The sequence below is a fragment of the Natronosalvus vescus genome (assembly GCF_023973145.1).
In the GTDB taxonomy this organism is placed as follows: domain Archaea; phylum Halobacteriota; class Halobacteria; order Halobacteriales; family Natrialbaceae; genus Natronosalvus; species Natronosalvus vescus.
Genome location: NZ_CP099546.1, coordinates 3,239,362 through 3,256,881, shown reverse-complemented (window position 1 = coordinate 3,256,881; position 17,520 = coordinate 3,239,362). Strand labels below are relative to the sequence as shown.

14 protein-coding genes and 1 pseudogene are annotated in these 17,520 nt (G+C 60.7%); 9 read left to right on the top strand and 6 right to left on the bottom strand.

Annotation, left to right across the window (positions count from 1 at the left end; genetic code table 11):
* Positions 1 to 64 precede the first annotated feature (64 nt).
* The 7 genes from NGM68_RS15515 (at position 65) to NGM68_RS15485 (ending at position 8,187) form a co-directional block, all read left to right on the top strand.
* Positions 65 to 1,219 carry a TIGR04053 family radical SAM/SPASM domain-containing protein gene (locus tag NGM68_RS15515; RefSeq protein ID WP_252699138.1) on the top strand — a complete coding sequence of 385 codons (1,155 nt, stop codon included), beginning with the start codon at positions 65 to 67 and terminating at the stop codon, positions 1,217 to 1,219.
* Between the two features lie 60 nt (positions 1,220 to 1,279).
* Positions 1,280 to 1,942, top strand: a complete 663-nt coding sequence (locus NGM68_RS15510) for a helix-turn-helix domain-containing protein (RefSeq protein ID WP_252699137.1) — start codon at positions 1,280 to 1,282, stop codon at positions 1,940 to 1,942.
* Positions 1,943 to 2,030: 88 nt separating this feature from the next.
* The gene (locus NGM68_RS15505; protein ID WP_252699136.1) at positions 2,031 to 4,547 is read left to right on the top strand and encodes a heavy metal translocating P-type ATPase; all 2,517 of its coding nucleotides are present in this window, start codon (positions 2,031 to 2,033) and stop codon (positions 4,545 to 4,547) included.
* Positions 4,548 to 4,865: 318 nt separating this feature from the next.
* Positions 4,866 to 5,012 carry a hypothetical protein gene (locus tag NGM68_RS15500; protein WP_252699135.1) on the top strand — a complete coding sequence of 49 codons (147 nt, stop codon included), beginning with the start codon at positions 4,866 to 4,868 and terminating at the stop codon, positions 5,010 to 5,012.
* 3 nt (positions 5,013 to 5,015) lie between these two features.
* Positions 5,016 to 5,561, top strand: coding sequence for a cupredoxin domain-containing protein (locus tag NGM68_RS15495; protein ID WP_252699134.1), 546 nt, complete (start codon positions 5,016 to 5,018; stop codon positions 5,559 to 5,561).
* Entirely contained in the window at positions 5,561 to 7,312 is a 1,752-nt protein-coding gene (locus NGM68_RS15490; protein ID WP_252699133.1) for a cytochrome c oxidase subunit I, read from the top strand. The genes NGM68_RS15495 and NGM68_RS15490 overlap by 1 nt, the downstream gene beginning before the upstream one ends.
* Positions 7,313 to 7,473: 161 nt before the next feature.
* A complete protein-coding gene (locus NGM68_RS15485) occupies positions 7,474 to 8,187 on the top strand; it encodes a hypothetical protein (RefSeq protein WP_252699132.1) in 714 nt (237 codons plus the stop codon).
* 171 nt (positions 8,188 to 8,358) lie between these two features.
* Here NGM68_RS15485 and NGM68_RS15480 read toward each other — a convergent pair.
* The 5 genes and pseudogenes from NGM68_RS15480 to NGM68_RS15460 form a co-directional block, all read right to left on the bottom strand.
* Positions 8,359 to 9,605: pseudogene (locus NGM68_RS15480) on the bottom strand (RNA-guided endonuclease InsQ/TnpB family protein).
* A gap of 262 nt (positions 9,606 to 9,867) precedes the next feature.
* Positions 9,868 to 10,011: a DUF7557 family protein gene (locus NGM68_RS15475; protein ID WP_252699131.1), complete on the bottom strand. Its 144-nt coding sequence runs from the start codon at positions 10,009 to 10,011 to the stop codon at positions 9,868 to 9,870.
* A 230-nt stretch (positions 10,012 to 10,241) separates the two neighbouring features.
* On the bottom strand, positions 10,242 to 10,724 hold the full coding sequence (locus NGM68_RS15470) for a double winged helix-containing putative transcriptional regulator (protein WP_252699130.1): 483 nt from the start codon (positions 10,722 to 10,724) through the stop codon (positions 10,242 to 10,244).
* A 4-nt stretch (positions 10,725 to 10,728) separates the two neighbouring features.
* Positions 10,729 to 11,664: a methenyltetrahydromethanopterin cyclohydrolase gene (gene mch / locus NGM68_RS15465; RefSeq protein ID WP_252699129.1), complete on the bottom strand. Its 936-nt coding sequence runs from the start codon at positions 11,662 to 11,664 to the stop codon at positions 10,729 to 10,731.
* A 102-nt stretch (positions 11,665 to 11,766) separates the two neighbouring features.
* The gene (locus NGM68_RS15460; RefSeq protein ID WP_252699128.1) at positions 11,767 to 12,078 is read right to left on the bottom strand and encodes an MTH1187 family thiamine-binding protein; all 312 of its coding nucleotides are present in this window, start codon (positions 12,076 to 12,078) and stop codon (positions 11,767 to 11,769) included.
* 172 nt (positions 12,079 to 12,250) lie between these two features.
* Between NGM68_RS15460 and NGM68_RS15455 the strand changes: the two genes are divergently transcribed.
* Together NGM68_RS15455 and NGM68_RS15450 are read left to right on the top strand one after the other, a co-directional pair.
* Entirely contained in the window at positions 12,251 to 13,561 is a 1,311-nt protein-coding gene (locus NGM68_RS15455) for an RNA-guided endonuclease InsQ/TnpB family protein (RefSeq protein ID WP_252699127.1), read from the top strand.
* 654 nt (positions 13,562 to 14,215) lie between these two features.
* On the top strand, positions 14,216 to 16,273 hold the full coding sequence (locus NGM68_RS15450) for a histidine kinase N-terminal 7TM domain-containing protein (RefSeq protein WP_252699126.1): 2,058 nt from the start codon (positions 14,216 to 14,218) through the stop codon (positions 16,271 to 16,273).
* 230 nt (positions 16,274 to 16,503) lie between these two features.
* On the opposite strand, the gene NGM68_RS15445 is transcribed toward NGM68_RS15450, so the two are convergent.
* Positions 16,504 to 16,854: a HalOD1 output domain-containing protein gene (locus NGM68_RS15445; protein WP_252699125.1), complete on the bottom strand. Its 351-nt coding sequence runs from the start codon at positions 16,852 to 16,854 to the stop codon at positions 16,504 to 16,506.
* Between the last annotated feature and the right edge of the window lie 666 nt (positions 16,855 to 17,520).

Sequence of the window (17,520 nt, the reverse complement as noted above, 5' to 3'; positions counted from 1 at the left end):
ACTGGTATTCGAGAACGAGGCGAACGGTTATCAATGCAGGGTTTCGATGGGGAGGCGAATACGCATGCCAGCACCACCCGGCGCTCGACAGCTCGACACGTCACAGCGACCGTTCGTCCTCATCTGGGAGCTAACCCAGGCTTGCGGCCTCGCCTGCGACCACTGCCGGGCGGACGCCCAGCCTCACCGCCACCCCGAAGAGCTGACGACGGTGGAGGGAAAACGCCTGCTCGAGAGCGCGAGCGACTTCGGGGACGGTCAACTCGTCGTCCTGTCGGGTGGTGATCCGCTCGTCCGCGACGACGTCGTCGAGTTGATCGAGTACGGTACCTCGCTGGGGCTTCGAATGACGATCACCCCCAGCGGCACGCAGTCGGTGACCCTCGATCGGATCGAGGAGATGGCCGACGCCGGCCTTCGTCGGATGGCACTCAGCCTCGACGGGGCGAGCGCGGAACACCACGACGCGTTCCGTGGCGAATCAGGCAGTTTCGAGGAGACGATCCGGGCCATCGAGGACGCCAAGGCCGCCGGGGTACCCGTCCAGATAAACACCACGGTCTGTCGAGAAACGGTCGACGAACTCCCCGCCATCGCGTCGTTGATCGGTAACCTCGGCGTCGTCATGTGGAGCGTTTTCTTCCTCGTTCCAGTCGGCCGAGGACGGATTCTCGAGCCCCTGTCGCCCGACGAGGCAGACGACGTCATGGCGTGGTTGGGGGGAGTCAGCGAGACCGAACCGTTCGGGGTGAAAACCACTGAAGCACCCCAGTATCGGCGGGTGTGTCTCGAGCACCAGCAACGTGACGCTAGGGGCGAGACTCGAGACGGCGATCACGCTGCCGGCCTTCGTCGACGAAGCGGCATCGTCGCGGGCGACGGGTTCGCGTTCGTCAGCCACACGGGAGAGGTGTATCCGTCCGGATTCCTGCCGAAGTCGGCAGGTAACGTGCGCGAACGGCCGGTTACAGCGATCTATCGAAACGCGCCGCTCTTTCGGTCGCTTCGCGATCGTGAGCAACTTACTGGGAAGTGCGGGGCCTGCGAGTACCGCACCGTCTGTGGCGGAAGCCGCTCTCGAGCGTACGCCTACACCGGTGATCCGCTCTCGAGCGACCCGCTCTGTCCACACGTGCCGGCGGGGTACGACGGCCCGCTTCCCTGGGAGGAGACCGCCACTGCACCGGAACCACCGTCGGAGGTGTCGAATGCTGATTAACGATTGCCTCGAGACTGTATCGCGTCCAACTGCGCCGTCTACACCTTTCGAGCGAGACCAATGGGACTGACGATCAGAGCCGACATCGAGATCGGGACGCCGGGGGCGTGTCCGGTCGCCAGCGCGTCGGCAGCAACCGACTCGGCGGTGGGTGACGTCACCCGGTCGTCCGGACGGGATGATGCAGGACGAGTCGTCGAAGAGTTCACCGTCCGAACGGAATCGGCCGAAAAGGGGTCGACGTCTCCGCCCGATTCGATCGGCGAGAGTACACGGATTTTCGCGTACGACAAAGGCTCTGTCTACCGATTCGATCGGGATTCCGGTATCAAGTGTGCCTGTGAGCGCATCGAGGCGTTCGGCTGGCCGGTCTCCGACGTTCGAGCGGTCGATGGTGCGCTCCACGTGACGTGTTACATCTCCGATACTGACTCCCTCAAAACGCTTCTCGGAGAGCTACGCGAGGCGTTCGGCGAGGTCAACATCCGTGGATTGCGACGCACCGGTGGCGACGGCTGTGTGGCTTACGAACGGATCGACGTCGCCCAGCTCACCGACCGACAGCGAGACGTCCTCGAGACGGCCTACGAGATGGGCTACTTCGAGTATCCACGAACGGCCAACGCGGGAGCCGTGGCGGACGAACTCGGGATCACGCGCTCGACGTTCACCGAACACCTCGCATCCGCACAGCGGAAGCTGTTGACCTCGTTGCTCGAGTGATGATACCCCGCTCCCAGCGTCGTCGACGGCGAGGTGAACATCTTCGCCAGTATGGCTACCCCGAAACCTGCCCAACCTCGAGACAAGAATGACTGCGTGTTCGCTCTGTGACCTTCCAGTCCCTGACCCGCCGGTCACCAGGGACGGCGTCGACGGCACGTTCTGCTGTCAAGGGTGTCTCGAGGTGTCGAGCGCGCTGGGTGATCTCGAGGACGTCGACGCGGCAGCCGTCCGCCAGCGGGGTGAACACTCATCGTCGCGGGAGGTTCCGGATGGTGCCGAAGAAGCCTTCCTGTCCATCGACGGGATGCACTGTTCAACCTGTGAAGGGTTCGTCTCCCTCTTGGGCGAGGGCAACGACGGGATTCTCACCGTCGAGGCGAGCTACGCGACGGATACGATCCGCGTGGTCTACGATCCCGTGCAGGTCACGCGGGCCGAACTTCCTGCACTCGTCTCCGGCTACGGTTACGAGGCTCGCGAACCCGACACAGAAGGAACCGATCGGGAGCGAGACAGCGACCTCGTGGCACGATTGCTGGTCGGTGGCTTTCTCTCGATGCTCATCATGCCCTGGTACCTCTTCTTTCTCTACCCCAGCTACGTCGGCATCGAGACGGGGATTCTGACCGTCGACGCGACGACCCCCGTAGGCATCTACCTCCCGATGGGGTTCGTCGGCGTGCTCACGACCATCGTTCTGGTCTACACCGGCTATCCGGTGCTTCGCGGCGCGTACGTCAGCGTCCGCGTCGGCCGTCCGAACATGGATCTACTGGTGTCGATCGCCGCCCTCTCGGCGTACGCCTACAGTACGGTCGCACTCGCGATGGGGAGTACCCACCTCTACTACGACGTCACCGTTGCCGTGATCATGGTCGTTAGTCTGGGAACCTATTACGAGCGGACGATCAAACGCCGCGCGACGTCGCTACTCTCGAGCGTCACCGCCGGCCAGAGCAGCGAGGCCACTCGCCGAACGGCTGACGGCACCGAGACAGTGTCGATCGACGCACTCGAGCCGGGCGATTCGGTCGTCGTCCGACCAGGTGAACGGATCCCGATCGACGGGACGATCCGGGAGGGGACGGCGGCTGTCGACGAGTCTATCCTCACCGGGGAATCGCTTCCGGTGACGAAAGGGCCGGGCGAGGAGGCGATCGGCGGCGCAATCGTCACCGACAGCGCGCTCGTCGTCGAGGTCGGGCCGGAGGCGACGAGTACGATCGATCGGATCGCCACGCTGTTGTGGGAGATACAGAGCAGCTCACCGGGCGTCCAGCGATTCGCGGACAAACTGGCGACGATCTTCGTCCCATTCGTGCTCACGCTCGCGACCGTCGTCACCGCCTGGCGACTGCTCGCCGGCGTCCCGCCTTCGGAGGCGCTCCTGACCGGTCTCACCGTCCTCGTCGTCTCCTGTCCGTGTGCGATGGGACTCGCCACCCCGCTGGCCGTCGCCTCCGGACTTCGAGATGCCCTCGAGCGCGGCATCGTCGTCACCAACGCGTCGGTGTTCGAATCGGCCCCGCGCATCGAGACGCTCGTCTTCGACAAGACCGGGACGCTGACGTCCGGCGAGATGACCGTCCTCGAGGTTCACGGCGACGAGACCGGGCTCGACGCTGCAGCCTCAGTCGAACGCTACTCCGAACATCCCGTCGCCGAGGCAATTTGCGCGTACGCGGAGGTCGGAAACGCGAGTGCTCGAGCCGACGGCGGCGTTACAGTGCTCGACGACGGTGACGAAGGTGCTGGTGCCGAGATCGAGAGGGGAGCGGAACCTGGGGAAGCGACACCAGAGGAAGCGTCACTAGCGGAGGCGGTACCAACTGAAGCGATACCAGGGACGGATGACGGCCCGCTCGTCACCGAATTCGAACGTCACCCCGGAGCCGGCATCAGCGCGCTGGTTGATGGTAAACCCGTGACCGTCGGCACTCCGGAACTACTCGAGCGCTGCGTCGGCCCGATTCCGGACGCACTCGAGAGAACCATCGACGAGGCACGTTCGGCGGGACTGCTGCCGGTCGTCGTCGGCCACGAAGGTCACATCTGTACCGTCATCGTCGCCGGCGACCGGGCTCGAGACGAGTGGGACGACGTTCTCGGGGCCGTCGATAACCACGAAATCGTCGTCCTCACTGGCGACAACGCCGCGGCGACGAGCCAGTTTACCGACCACCCTGCTGTCGACCAGGTGTTCGCCGGCGTCCCACCTCATGGCAAAGTCGAGACGATTCGACGGTTCACTCGCGATCGGCGTACCGCGATGGTCGGCGACGGGACGAACGACGCGCCAGCGCTCGCAGCCGCCGATCTCGGCATCGCGATGGGGAACGGCACCGCTCGAGCGACCGACGCCGCGGACGCGGTCGTCACGCGCTCAGATCTCCGGGACGTGGGCCGGGTGTTTGGCCTCGCCGAGGGAACCCGGCGTCGAATCAGAGAGAACGTCGGCTGGGCGCTGCTGTACAACGCGATCGCGATCCCTCTCGCCGCAGCCGGGATGATCAACCCTCTCTTTGCAGCCGTCGCGATGGCTCTGAGTAGCATCATCGTCGTGACGAACTCGAGTCGATCGGTGCTCAGTGACGACGTGTGAACGCGAGAGAGGGTGTGATTCACCACTGCTTGCTGGAAGACACACTTCGCAACTGGCTCGCGTCACTCGAGGTGGCGAATGCAAATCCGGCCAACGGCCGCTGCTGATCCTGATGCCTGTTTTCGAATCGATGATTTTCCGGACGTCCCTCCAGGAAGGTGCGTACCCTGGGTAGCGGTATCTGAGTCGTGACTGGCGTGCGTTTTTGCGTCTCGTGCTCACTCGAGTGTCGTCCCCTCTCAGGTGTCCGATCCAGCGAACATGTGCGTGACAATCCCCATGGAGTGGTTATTCGAAATCCCCTGCAGGGAACCACGAATGACCACACACACACCCGATGAGGTTCCGTTCATGCAACGACTGTACAACCGCGTATGGCTCCTGGCGACGGTAGCGCTGGCGTTCTTTCTTTTCGTCTACGTCGTCTGGGGAGTCGTCGACATCTTTAGCGTTCCACTGGGGTGAACCATGTCTTCGCCACTCAAGCCCCCTGAAGGAAACTGGTGGGATCAGGCCGTCAACCGACGCGAATCAATCTGGCTCGGCCTGGGTGTCATCTGGTCGCTCGTCCTCTTTGGGTGGATGAGCATCTGGACACGCACTGGTGACCAGAACCCGATCGGTGAAACCTACCGCGTCACCGAGGCGGAGTTCCAGGAGAAGATGGCCGCCTACAAGGACGCTGCCGAGGAGACAGAGCAAGGGCTCGTTCCAGACGACACGAGCGTCTACATGGCCGGCGTCCGGTTCGCCTGGGACGGCGCGCCAGTCGTGCTCGAGGCGGACACTCAGTACGACTTCCACCTCAGTTCCTACGACGTCCAACACGGCTTCTCGCTCCGACCGGAGGCAACCCTGAGCAAGCAGATCAACCTGCAGATCCTCCCCGGCTACGAGTGGGTGGTTCCGATGACATTCGACGAACCCGGTACCTACCACATCATCTGTAACGAGTTCTGTGGCGAAGGCCACCGTTCGATGCACGATACGATCATCGTCACGGAGGCGGCCTGATGCTTGGATTGTTCGACAACGATTACGGATCCGACGGCTTCCGGCAGTGCTCGGTGACGGGGCTCCAGATCCACCAGTCCGTCGAGAAGTACGTCAAACTCTTCGCGCTGACGGCCATCGTCGCGCTCCTGTACGGTGGCATCTTCGCACTCACCGTCGCGATGACCCGGTGGGAGGTCGTCGGGTTGCTCGACGCCGGTGACTTCTACACGCACCTGAGCCTCCACGCCTGGAACCTGCTCATCTTCTGGATGATTTTCATGGAAATCGCCATCCTCTACGTCGGCGGCCCGATGGTTCTGGGCCGGAAACTACCCCTCGAGCGGGTGGCCCAGTTGGGATGGCTAACGATGGTGGCCGGCGCGCTGCTGGTTAATTACGCCATCTGGACGACGAGCGCGCCCGATCAGGCACCACTGCTGACCTCGTACGCGCCGCTCCCGTCGGATCCGCTCTTCTACACGGGCGCGATCGTCTTCCTGCTCGGCGCGACGATTTCGGCATTGCCGTTTTTCACCGCGCTCTGGTTCGAAAAGCGCGAGAACCCTGGTCAAACGCTCCCGCTCGTCACGTTCGGGGCATTCATCACCGCAATCATCGCTGTCGAGGCGATCCTCGGCGGGCTCGCGGCGTTCAGCTACGCGCTGGCCTGGCGGATCGAACTCATCGGGTCGATCGACGCCGCGCTGTACCGGCAGCTCTACTGGATCGTCGGTCACGGCTCCCAACAGATCAACCTCGTGGCAATGATCGTCGTCTGGTACTTCCTGACCCACGTCGTCGGCGGGGCCGAAATCGTCAGCGAGAAGGTCTCCCGGACGGCGTTCATCCTCTATCTGTTCTTCATCAACCTCGGAGCGGCCCACCACCTGCTCTCCGATCCGGCCGTCTCGACCGGCTGGCGGATCTTCAACACGTCGTACGCGTTCTACGGCGCGACGTTCGCGAGCCTGATCCACGCCTTCGCCATCCCGGCCGGCATCGAAGCTGGTCGACGAAAACGCGGACTCGGCGGCGGGCTGTTCGGCTGGCTCACGGGCGCACCGTGGAAGAACCCCATCTTTTCGTCGACCATCTTCTCGATCATCCTGTTCGGATTCCTCGGCGGGATCACGGGCGTGTTGATGGGACAACTCCAGCTCAACATGACCTGGCACAACACGCTCGCGACGGTCGGTCACTTCCACGCGACGGTTGTCCTCGGGACGACGGTGGCGTTCATGGGATTGAGCTACTTCGTCATCCGAACCATGTTCATGCGGGCGTTCATCTCACCTAAACTGGCGTCGATCCAGCCGTACTTCTATGCCGGTGCGATGAGCATCGCGACGCTGATGTTGATGTACGTCGGCATCCTCTACGGCGTTCCCCGGCGAACGTCCGAGGTCGTCGAGAACATCCCCGGCACCGACTTCAGCCTCGCCGCAGCAGGGCCGCTGTTCAACGTATTCGGGATCTTTGCCCTGCTCGCGATCGCCGGGGGCGTCCTCTTCCTCGTGATCGCCGTCGGTTCGGTACTCTTCGGGAAGAAACTCGAGCCGGGTGACAACGCCGACCTCACCCCCGATGGACTCGTGTACCCCGACGGCGGCGACGTCGAGACTGCGGACGTAGAGGAGGAAGGCAACCCCGTCCACACCTACGACATGCGTGGAACGTTCGTCCTCTGTCTGATCTTCCTCGGGGCGTTCGTCATCACGTACGTCCTGAACTGGTACCTGCTGAGCCAGCTCTGGCAGATCGGTGCCTGAGGTCACGTATAGTGATTCGTGGAACATTCGAGACACGCACGCGGTACCGTCTCCGCTCGAGTGGCTCAGGATTTCCACCAATCGCTATCACACCCCGTCTCGCCTCGAGACGCGAACCGCCCACGCCCACCCGCTGTGATTCGCACTGATCCACTCACCACATGACCGATCGCCACTCCTCGTCGTTCGCCCCACTGGTTCGCGCGACGTGCAGGCGCTACTGGAACGACCTCCTGAGTATCTACTACGCCAACACGCCGATCTGGCGAGTGCTCAAGAGCTTCGGCTTGCTATTTTTCGGCTTTTTCTGCTGGTCAGCTGCTGGCCTATTATACTCGTACCGGCCCGACTGGACCTTCCTCTACTACGTGATGGCCTACGGGTTCGCCCTCATTCTGTGGGGGCCGCTGACGCACTTCGTCATCCTGCCGGTCGCGATCAGGCTCCGGCGCACGGCGAGGCATCCAGTTACCCGAACGTTCGCCAAAAAGGCCTCGAAGATCAACCTGACCGTGTTCATCACGATCGTCCTGATCCTGGGTACTGCGCCGATCTCGCCGATGTTGCTCGACTTCGGGACGCTGCTCGAAGACGACGATCGTCAGCCGGACGTTAATCCGGATCTCGACTGCGTCGTCGTCGACGACCTCGTTGAGTGTTCGCTGTCCGACCCGACCGCGATCGATCACGTCGTAGTTACCTCCGGCGATCGCACGCTCGAGACGGTTACCGACCCGCCCTTCGCGTTCGCGATTCACGTCGACGACCTCGAGGTGGTCGTCGGCCAACAGCAGTTCGTCGTCGAGTTGCGCGATGAGGACGGCGACACGATCCGTCGGTACACCCGTTCGCTGGCGATGATCGACGAGGCGTAGACTGCGCTCCGATGAGTCGTCAACGATACGGCGATCAGGGCGAGAATGTCCCCGTCAACTGTGTCTGGGCAATAATGTGTTCCTCGAACTCGTCTCCAAACTCCTCGATCGTGGCACCGTTCCCGAGGTCGAGGGTCGTCTGTGGCAGTGAACTACCCCACCCTACTTCGCTCAGGCTAACGCCTTCGCTTCGTTGAGGGTGGGGCTTCCTGTTTCGATGACGCGCTTTGCAGACACCACACGGGTGTCCGTAGGGAGCGCAGTCTCCACAGGCGTAGATTCGGGCCATCCCAGCCCTAGTTCAGAAAAGCCTCGTTGCAAGACGTTCAACGCCGCATTCGCGTCACGGTCACACTCAAACCCGCACGACGGACACGAATGCTCTCGTACCAAATCGGTTTCTTGGTTTCAACGCCACACGACGCACATTCCTTCGTCGTCCCGTGAGGTTCAACTTGCACAACGTGGACTCCATACAACTCTGCCTTGTATTCGAGCAGAGTGATGAACTGCCGCCACGCGGCATCCTGCTTGTTCCGAGCGTTGTGCGACTCCTCAAGCATCGGTTTCACGTCTAAATCCTCGACAAACACGGCATCATACTCACGGACGAGCCACGTCGTCAGCTTCTGCTGGAAGTCAAGGACTTTCCGACGAATCCGACGCTTCACCTTTGCAACCTCAACTCGTTGCTTCTCCCAGTTGTTCGACCCTTCCTCTTTCCGAGAGAGGTTTCGTTGCTCTCTGCGGAGTCGCTCGTACTCTTCGTCAAGGTCGAGCCGGTTCACGCTGAGTCCATCAGACGTGTGGATGTAGTTGAGGATGCCGAGGTCGATGCCGAGACTATTGCTCGTCTCGAGCGAGTCCACGTCGGGTTTCTCGGGCAGGTCTTCGTCGTCGGTTTCGAGAGCAAACGAGACGAACCACTCGCCTGTTGTCTCCTTTTTCACCGTGACTTCTTTGATTGTAGCTTCGTCAGGGATTTCGCGGTGATAGCGAATACGAACGTCACCGATTTTGGTGGGTGAGAGTGTTGCAGTGCGGCCACTCGTGTTTTTGAGTTCGAAGCCAGACTGCGAGTACGTCATACTCTGAAACTCCTTTGGGGACTTCCACTTGAGCCGCCCGACGTTGTTCCCGTTTTGTTTCTTCTTGGAGAGGTTTGAGAGGTTCTGATAGAACCGCGTGACGGTTCGGTGTAGCGCCTTCGAGTTGACCTCGGAGAAGATGGGGAACTCAGTTTTCCAGTCGGGGAGTCTGTAGTGGTGTTTGTACGCGGAGCCGATGTTGTCGGCGTCCACGTTCTCGTATTCGTATCGGGTGTAGTTGTACACTTGGCGATTAATATCGATGTGATGTTCCAGTCGCTCCGCTACGGGTTGTGTTGGATAGGCAACGTAGCGGTGACTGTAATCCATCGCTGTCTGGTGGTTATGGACCGTTGTTAGTTAATTGTTCACATTTCGACTGGCGATTCATCCCCTCCCTACTCACTCTCTCCGCGATGCTCCGTTCGCTCCTTGAGGAAGGGGCATTCTCGCCTATTTACTGGTAAAACGTACATGGTTACACCGTCGCTCAATCGGGTAACGGGCCGCTCGAGTAACCATCGATGGGTCGTCCCGTAGAGTCCACTCACAGGATCAGGTGGGTGGTCGCAGACTTCCGTCGTGGATGCCGTCAGATCCCTTCCTGGAGGAATCGCCCCTCCTGTTCGTATATCGCGACCAACTCCTCGATGAACTCTTCGAGCGTCTCGTCTTCCTCGAGATGCCCTTCCATCCGTGTGGCGAGTTCGTCATCGAGTTCGATGGTTCGTGTCATCATTCGATGGTAGGTCAGCCACGTCAATAAATACAACGCAGGCACATACCGAACTACCTCACCACATGTATCCAGCATCTTGTCCCTGACTCACCCGAATCAGATTCACAGTTCATTTCAACTATACGAACGCGCTCCTCCCCTCCCTACCGCTCGCTTCGCTCACGCTTGAGGAAGGGGACTCCGCGCTACCGTTTAGTTGAAAGTCGGACGGGTCAGTCGTCGACGCATCACCGCCGTACGTATCCATCCGACGTTCGCTCGGCGAGGTCGAAGCGCACGGCCCACTCGAGGATGCGACGCACTCGCTCGCCCCAGACCTCCCGCAGCCGGGTGTGGTGTTTGTTGCGTTCGTACTCGGGGATGTCCTCACGGAACGACTCGAACACCTCGTCGGCCGTCTGCGGTTCGTCGTCGAGCAGCGCGAGGATGCGGTCGACGCCGTAGACGCGCTCCTGGAAGGCCGCACGCATCGTCGCTGGCTCGGGTTCGGTTCGGACGCGGTGGTAGCCGGACGATCCTTCCTCGGCCAGCTCGAGCGCGCGCAGGAACGTCAGCCAGGTGCGGGCTTCGTCCCGCGGCTCGATGTCGGTGCGGCGCATGATCCGTGCACAGCAGTCGTCCTCGGTGCCAGGGACGAGTGGCACCGCCTGCTGGACGGTTTCGACGTACGCCAGGGAGTCGGGTGCCTCGGGGACGAGTTTGAATCGCATCGGCCTAGCTGAGGTCGAAGGAGTCGACGAGCACCGATTCGTTCGTCTCCCCGTGGACGTACGTCGGGCCACCGATCACGTCGACGGTCACCGTCGCCGGGCCGAAGAGGTCGGCTTCGGTCTCCTCGAACGACCAGTCGCGGTCGTCGAAGATCTCGACGAACGGGGTGCCGTGTGCCTCGCCCGCACTCGAGACGATGTGATCGAAGCCGTCGAAGTCCTCGCGGACGACGAGGTGGGCCGATCCCCCGTAGGCGATGGCGTCGTTCGTTCGGCCGATGGCCGTCTCCTCGTCCCCGGGGACTGGGGGAACTGGTGCGCGTCCGGTCGCCGAGACGATGTCCAGCGGATCGTAGCCGAGTTCGGCGAGATTGAACGTCGCCAGTTCGGCGACGCGGGCGGCGTTCGTGACGCTGCCGACGATGCTCGCGGTGGGGTAGGCGAGCAAGAAGACGCCGCTGGGTTCGACCTCAGCGAGGTCGGCCACCTGTTCGGCGGCGGCCTCGGTGGGCTGTTCGCTGGTCTCGAGGGCCAGTGCCGTGAGATCGAACGCGTCCGTGTAGCCGACGCTGTGGAACTCCGTCTCCTCGGCGACGAGTGCTCGAGCAGGGCCGCTCCCGAGTGCCTCGAAGTCCGCCGTCGCGAGTTCCCAGCTGGCTTTCTGGGAGCACAGCAACGAGAGCGCCGGCTGGTCGGTCGACAACTCGACGTAGGGGAGGGAGGCGTCGCCGACCGTTCCCAGGTCGCGATTCGGCGTCGCCAGTCCCGCGGTCTGGATCTCCGTACAGAGCAGTCCGGCCTCGATCCCGCCGTCGAACTCGAGGCCGAAGTCGAGTACCGTCGCCTCGTTCTCGAGTTCGTAGGCACCGACGTTGAGCTCCTCGGCGAACTCGAGGGCCTCGTCGACCAACTCGATCGCCATCCGATTGAGACTTTCCATGGGCGTGGCTACTCCCTCCGCATTCAAACAGTTTGTTAGTCACGATTGCGGTGGGCGTCGGATCGGGACGGTGGCTGTGGGATCCTGGTTGGATTCCGAACGCTACTCGTCGGATTTCGCCGACCGACCCAGGTGTTCCTCGACCGCGTCGACTTTCGAGGCGGCGTCGTCGTCGCTCGTTCGCTTGTCGTCGATCTTGAGGAACGTGCTGACGCGGTCGCCGTCGATGGCCTCGTGGGCGGCCTGTACCGCGGCGAACAGTTCGTCGATCTCATCGGCCTCGATCGTCGTCCCCATGGGGCCTGTCTCGTAGGTGACGTCGTGGCTCTCGAGGGCCTCAATTGCGTTTGCCACTGCTGGCGCCATGCTATCCTCGGTGACCGGTGCCGTGCTCAGAAATCCGATAACCGTCATAGATAAGTGTCACCTCGAGCAGTGAAAAATAGCTATCTTTTTCGAGGAGAGAATCCCCGGCGTTCACGCCGGGCGTGAATCCGACAAAAGCTACACTAACCACCGTCAATAGCGAACCGGATATTCCACGCGAATCTACACCATTAAGTAGGTTTGCTTACATAGTCTATATATGGCGATTCAGGTCACTCGCACCTACGTTGCGTCCATACGGAACCAGCAACAGGTCAAGAGTGACTTGGACTCGCTCGGGTTTGCCGCCTCGAAACTCTGGAACATCGCCCGGTGGACGTGCGATCGTATCTGGAGTGAGACAGGGACAATCCCCGAGGATGGCCCGCTCAAGGCATACCTGAAGAACCACGAACGCTACGCCGACCTCAATTCTCAGTCGAGTCAGCGAGTCATAGAAGAACTCGCTGAAGCGTTCAACGGTTGGTACGCCAAGCGCCGAAACGGGGACGACCGCGCAAACCCACCGAAGTATAGAAAGAACGGCGATGAACACCCGCGTTCCACGGTCACGTTCAAAGAAGACGGCTTCAAACACGACGCGAAGAACAACAGGATTCGCCTCTCCAAAGGCCGAAATCTGAAAGACCACTGGTCGGATTTCATCCTCTGTAAAATCGAAACCCGACCCGACGTTGTTGTCGAGAACGTCCGTCACGTACGAGCTGTCTGGAACGGCTCAAAAGACGAATGGGAACTGCACATCGTGTGCAAACACGAGATCGAAGTCGAGTCTCCCGGTGACGAAACCGTCGGTATTGACCTCGGCATTTCGAATTTCGCCGCCGTCTCGTATTCCACAGGCGATCACGAGCTGTATCCGGGGAACGCGCTCAAGACCGACGAACGATACTTCGCCAAGGAGATCGCGAAGTGCACCTCCTATCGGTCGAACAAAGCACTTCGGCTTCGACGGAAGCGTTCTGAGCGGCGGTCACATTACCTACACGCAGTTACTAAACACATTGTAGCAGAGTGCGTCGAACGAGGTGTTCGGACGATTGCTGTCGGCAACCTCGAAGGCATCCGTGACGATGACGAAACTGGTGAGTCTCGCGATTGGGGCGACCGTGGCAACGAAGGCTTGCACGGGTGGGCGTTCGACCGCTTCACGAATCTGCTCACGTACAAGGCGAAAGCCGAAGGCATCACCGTGGTCACAGTGAGCGAGCGGGAAACGTCGAAGACGTGTTCGTGTTGTGGGCAAAAGCGGAAGGCGAATCGCGTAGAGCGGGGCTTGTACGTCTGCCACAACTGTGGAACCGTGATGAACGCCGACTCGAATGGCGCGGAGAACATTCGTCGTCGGTTAGATCAAGCAGAGAAGGTAACTCTGAATCCCCGGTCTTCCGAGGATAGGAGTAGCGGGCGTGTGGCACGTCCAGTGGTCAACCTGTTCCGTCGTGGAGAACGCGACCCGAGCTGTGGACAGGGGACGTTCGCTGAACAGGCGAGCAGCTGCAAACCATAAATATCCCAACTGCGGTAGGGAAGCCTCGCCGTAAACGGCGAGGAGGATGTCACCCATCCGTCGAGTGGGGCGTGTTCAGATACTACTGCGAGTACTCGGAACGCAGTTCAACCACCACGAAAGCCCTTGACCCGCTCGACTCGGGGGCTCGCTGCGCGCTTGCTTCGCTCGCGTGCTTTCGTCGCCCGAGCGGTCGACCGTGCCAGCCCCTTTCATTCCCACCGCAGTGGCTGTTCGGCCAGTCGATACAGGTGGGAACGAAAGGGATGGGGGCTTTCGTGGTGGCTCGAATCGATTTCAGGTCGGTCAGTATGTAGTTTGAACTGTACCCGTCACAGTGCTCGAGGGAGGCGTCGGTGTGGAAAGCACTCGAGGTCGGAGACGTCGTGACTGGATGCTGTCCACTCGAGTGTGGGGCGTTGGTGTGGATCCGGGTCGGTAATGTATGGGGAAATAACAGGTTCGAGACATTACGGCGGTTAGTGGAGACCATAGCTAATCGGCGCTCTTGATGGGTATCGTGTTCGATGGTCACTACTACACGGCATTCCTGTCTGAACGACAACAGAACGTGGCAGCCAAAACGCCCATATTCCATGACCGTCCAGATATGTTAGAAGCGGTTGGGTCGAACGAGAGTACCCAAAATACAGTATGGAATGGCACGTATCGGTGTGGACTGGTCTGCTCGCTGCAACGACTGTCGTGTCGTTCGGGCTCGCAGTCTACGTGCTTCGCAAGCATACAATCAGAAACGACCCCCTCGTCCTGTCGTTTATCGGCATCAGTCTCGCGGCGTCCTGGTGGGCTGTGGCCTACGCCGTCCAGGTGGCGGCGACGACACTGACGGCGAAGCTGTTCTGGCTTCGGTTCGTCTGGATTGGGGCCGGGGCGATGATGGTCGCCTGGCCGGCGTTCGTCTGCATCTACACTGGGCGAGACCGCTGGGCTCGAGGCGGTCGCCTCGCCCTGCTGGCAGCCGTTCCGATGGCGATGGTCGCCCTCGTCTGGAGCGGCCACGGGACGACGTACGTCTATCTCGACCCGACGGTCGAAACCGCAGATGGCGTTCCACTGTTGACGTTCACGCCGGGGTCGTTCTTCCTGTTCGTCCTGGGCTATTCGCTGGTGCTCAATCTGGTGACCTACGGTTTACTCGTCCAACAGATCAGACGACGAGTTGGCCCAGTACGTAGACAGTCCATCCTGCTACTGATCGCCGGGTCGTTTCCCCTCGCGCTCGGGCAGCTCGGAAACATCGGCATGCTTGCGCCCGTCTTTCTGGATCTGACGCCGATTGCCTTCCTGGTAACGACGCCCATCATCGCCTGGGCGATATTCAACCACCGATTGCTCGAACTCACACCGATCGCACGGGATGCGGTGATCGAAAACCTGAACGAGGGTATCGTCGTCCTCTCGGCCGAACGCGATATCGTCGACGCGAACAACGCCGCCCGCTCGCTGTTTAGCGACGACATCATCGGCCGTCCCCTCTCTGCGGCGTTCGATCGGTATCCAGACGTCATCTCCCTCGTCGTAGATGCCGACCGATCGGATCGACAACGAGTAACCGTCAACCCGGACGAGGGCGCCACCCGGATCCGACTCGAGGTCTCCACGCTGGGCGTGAGCCACCGGGGACGAGAAGCGACGGTGCTCCTGTTCAAAGACGTGACCGACGAGGAAGCGCTCCAGCGACGCTATCAGTCCATGATCGAAAAGTCCAGAAACGTCGTTGCGACCGTCGACGACGAGTGGACGATTAAATACGTGAGTCCCTCGGTCGAACCTGTCCTCGGCTACAATCCAATGAGCGTGCTGGAGGCACCACTCCTCAAGTACGTACATCCCGACGACCGTGACGCTGTTCGGAAGGCGTTCACTCGTGTGGGTATGGGATCCACAACCGATGCCGAACCGATCGAGCATCGAGTGAAACACGCCAACGGGCGGTGGAGTCGATTCAAGACGACGATCGATCCGCTGTACGAGGGTGCCGACGAGTACGTCCTGACGGCCACGGACGTTACCGACGAACGGCGATACAAACAGCGATTACAGGTGCTCAATCGCGTCCTCAGACACGACGTCAAAAACAACGTCAACATCATTGGTGGCTATGCGGATCTCCTCACCGACCACGTCGAGCCCAGTGGTGCGGAGTTCCTCGAGGCCATCGACGAGAAAGCGACCGCACTCGCCGATCTCAGCGATCTCGCACGGGAAGTCGATCTCGTGCTTCACGAGGAGAGCCAACAGCAGGCCGTCGATATGGCGGCATCGGTTCGAAACGCAACTGAACGGCTTCAGCGCAGTTACGCTCACGCAACGGTCATCGTCGATGCCCAGGGGCGGGCACTCGCCCGGGCCGACCCGCTCCATCGGTCGGCGATCGAAAACGTCCTCGAGAACGCCATCGAACACAGCGACCGACCGAATCCGACCGTCGAGGTGACTGTCACTGCCACGGCGTCGACGATCGACGTGACTATCACCGACGACGGGCCGGGGATCCCGGCAGACGAACAGGCCGTGTTGACCTCCAGGCGGGAGACGCCGCTGGAACACGCCAGCGGCCTCGGACTGTGGCTCGTCAACTGGATCGTCGTTCGATCCGGTGGCATAATCGAATTCGACACGAACGAGCCTCGCGGGAGCGTCGTCAGGCTCAAGTTTCCACGCGCAGTCGACACGAGAGTGAGCGCGTAGCTGTCGCTCGAGGTCAGTGAATCCTCACTCGAGGGTCAGTGGATGTCGAACGAGGGTCAGTAATTCCTCACTCGAGGCGCTATTCGTCGATCGGGGCGTTTCTGAGCCGATGGACACGGTACGACGCTGATGCTCGAACGTTGAGTACAACGATCTCTGGATAGCCATCGGTCGCGACGCTTGGAGGTGCGGTTGCGGTGATGGGGCGGCAAGACGACGATCAGGATTTGTCAGCGGTGAAATGAGGCCGACTGCCCGGAGGGCGGATAGACGAAGATGTCGCCGTTGGCGAAGACATACACTTCGTGCTCGAGCGCCCGGAAACAGACGTGCCCGTCGAGTCGGGCGTCCCCGTCTGCCTTCTGGCTGAAGAGCCGTTCGAGTGCATCCGGATCGATGCTGTCGTACAGTGAGAACTCGCCCTGGGAGACGTCGACGTTCGCGATACTCGAGAGGGCGTGCACGATTGTCGTCGTGAGCGTCGCCGTTCCATCGGGATCGTATTGAAAGACGTAGCGATCGTTAGCCTGGTCGTAATTCGAGTCGTGTTCGCCGTCGGCGGAGGTAATTTCAGTTTGCATATCGGTACAGGAAGGTGTTAGTGCGCAACTGCCCCTATACCATCACGACACAAAAGTCAATCGGCACCGAAAACCATATGTATGTGTGAAATACGGTGCGTAATGATCGTTTTCGGATGAACGTATTTCGGTGGTGAACGGACTCGAGGGTGGCGAACGTCAGAACGAAGCTATCATCAGAAGGTCAGCACGATAGGGCAGTTCTCTCGAGATCAGTCGGAGCGAACGAACTATTAGTCGAAACCCTGCGTAAACACACTCTCACAATGAGACTACACAGGAACTCGTTCGACTCTCGACCGGCTCTTGACCGACTCTTGAGCGACCGGAGGATTGATTGGAGTCAAAACAGCGCTAGAGACGTTTCTTGCTGTCTCTGGAGGGAAATACACCGATGTCATCGACTGACGCCGACGATTAACCGAACATACTTTTACCTGAAAATTGGCACGTAGTCCATCTACTCTACAGTAGATGGACTTTTACTACTGGAGCGTTTACTGATTGATATGAGCGAGAGCAGGCGCGATGACCGAGGTCGGTTCACTCCGCAACACTCTGAGCAAGCTGTTCTCGCCGCGGTTGAAAAACACGAACCTGCAGGTACGAATGACGTTGCAGGCGAATTAGGCATCGAACGGCCGAGTGCCGACTATCGACTCCGCC

What these genes read in the sequence shown, in the direction of transcription:
- NGM68_RS15515 (WP_252699138.1), top strand. Translation starts at nt 65, where the DNA reads ATGCCAGCACCACCCGGCGCTCGACAGCTCGACACGTCACAGCGACCG.
- NGM68_RS15510 (WP_252699137.1), top strand. Translation starts at nt 1,280, where the DNA reads ATGGGACTGACGATCAGAGCCGACATCGAGATCGGGACGCCGGGGGCG.
- NGM68_RS15505 (WP_252699136.1), top strand. Translation starts at nt 2,031, where the DNA reads ATGACTGCGTGTTCGCTCTGTGACCTTCCAGTCCCTGACCCGCCGGTC.
- NGM68_RS15500 (WP_252699135.1), top strand. Translation starts at nt 4,866, where the DNA reads ATGACCACACACACACCCGATGAGGTTCCGTTCATGCAACGACTGTAC.
- NGM68_RS15495 (WP_252699134.1), top strand. Translation starts at nt 5,016, where the DNA reads ATGTCTTCGCCACTCAAGCCCCCTGAAGGAAACTGGTGGGATCAGGCC.
- NGM68_RS15490 (WP_252699133.1), top strand. Translation starts at nt 5,561, where the DNA reads ATGCTTGGATTGTTCGACAACGATTACGGATCCGACGGCTTCCGGCAG.
- NGM68_RS15485 (WP_252699132.1), top strand. Translation starts at nt 7,474, where the DNA reads ATGACCGATCGCCACTCCTCGTCGTTCGCCCCACTGGTTCGCGCGACG.
- NGM68_RS15475 (WP_252699131.1), bottom strand. Translation starts at nt 10,011, where the DNA reads ATGACACGAACCATCGAACTCGATGACGAACTCGCCACACGGATGGAA.
- NGM68_RS15470 (WP_252699130.1), bottom strand. Translation starts at nt 10,724, where the DNA reads ATGCGATTCAAACTCGTCCCCGAGGCACCCGACTCCCTGGCGTACGTC.
- mch (WP_252699129.1), bottom strand. Translation starts at nt 11,664, where the DNA reads ATGGAAAGTCTCAATCGGATGGCGATCGAGTTGGTCGACGAGGCCCTC.
- NGM68_RS15460 (WP_252699128.1), bottom strand. Translation starts at nt 12,078, where the DNA reads ATGACGGTTATCGGATTTCTGAGCACGGCACCGGTCACCGAGGATAGC.
- NGM68_RS15455 (WP_252699127.1), top strand. Translation starts at nt 12,251, where the DNA reads ATGGCGATTCAGGTCACTCGCACCTACGTTGCGTCCATACGGAACCAG.
- NGM68_RS15450 (WP_252699126.1), top strand. Translation starts at nt 14,216, where the DNA reads ATGGAATGGCACGTATCGGTGTGGACTGGTCTGCTCGCTGCAACGACT.
- NGM68_RS15445 (WP_252699125.1), bottom strand. Translation starts at nt 16,854, where the DNA reads ATGCAAACTGAAATTACCTCCGCCGACGGCGAACACGACTCGAATTAC.